This is a genomic window from Bradyrhizobium sp. Unk1 (assembly GCF_059512345.1).
The window spans coordinates 1-1,125 of the sequence record NZ_JCAMOP010000185.1; the positions used below are offsets into that span (position 1 = coordinate 1).

Here is a 1,125-nt window from a genome sequence, read left to right on the forward strand (position 1 = left end):
GCCAGCACGCCCGGCGCCGTCGGCGGCATCGCCAGCCGCATGCTCCAGGAGCGCGGCGTGATCTCGCGCAACATGCTCGATGCCATCGCCATCTGCCCGCCGCTGATCGTCACCAAGGCTCAGGTCGACGAGCTGATCGCGGCCATTACCGGTGTGCTGAACGACATGAAGCCGGAAGTGGCCAAGCTGGCGCCGGCTTAAAGGGCCGCGCTTCGTCTGACGATCAGTCCAACTCCGGTACCCTGAGGTGGCCGCCTTCTTCGGCGCCCCTCGAAGGGCAACGGGCCGTCTGGCTGCGACGGGCTCATCCTTCGAGGCTCCCCGCGCAGTGCACGCCTCGTATTTCCAGCGACAACGGCTTTGCCGTTGCGCGGGGATGACTGAACTAACGTTTGGTCGGCGGGGTCGCTAGCGACGATTGCCTACGCGGCGCTTTGCGATGGTGATGACTGGGGCTGAGGCTGGGCGGGATTTAATTAACCACACCCCCAGTGACAATTTTGCAATGAATCCTATCTGATCTGTGCTCATTGAGAATCGGCCGACGGCAACCGGCCGAGAGGAACCGCCAAAATGTCAGTCCCCACCAACGCTGCAGCTCGCTACATATGTACGAGTGGCAATTGGGGCGTAACCAATCCGGCGCTCCAGAAGATCCTATATACATGGCCCACATGGCTCACCTTGGACGAACCGGAAGGCGGTTGGTCGAAGGAGAGTTTGAGGCATGGGACTATGGTCCCGTGAATCCGGATCTCTATCGCACCGTCAGAATGTTCGGCGACAGGCCGATTCAGGATGTGTTTTTCGGTGCGCCATCAATCCATGGGACGCCCGAGGAGATGACGCTTCGTGGCTTCCGAGTACCGAGCACGCATCACCAGCTAGCGACTTTTCCAGAATAACCCTGAAATGGACCCGCGGAGCGGGACCGCTTGAACCGGTTTGTTAGTTGGAAACTGAGCGCTCCTGATCTCTTTCTATCATGCTGCCAGAGACTTTGTCTGCTGCAGTTGCTGTGGCCATGCGGTCAACGCGTCAGCGTTGTCCTGAAGTGGACCCCGGATTTTGGACCGGCGGCTTAGGTGGTGCGGATGCCGTTCCGTTTTGATAAACGGAGCGGAC

Annotated in this window: 1 protein-coding gene and 1 pseudogene; both read left to right on the forward strand. The window is 59.8% G+C overall.

Annotated features, from left to right (window positions below; genetic code table 11):
- Positions 1–201 (forward strand): annotated as a pseudogene (locus AC5ZFO_RS48005) (aspartate aminotransferase family protein); the annotation flags it as partial.
- Between the two features lie 464 nt (positions 202–665).
- On the forward strand, positions 666–905 hold the full coding sequence (locus tag AC5ZFO_RS48010) for a Panacea domain-containing protein (protein WP_496124267.1): 240 nt from the start codon (positions 666–668) through the stop codon (positions 903–905).
- The last annotated feature ends 220 nt before the right edge of the window (positions 906–1,125 follow it).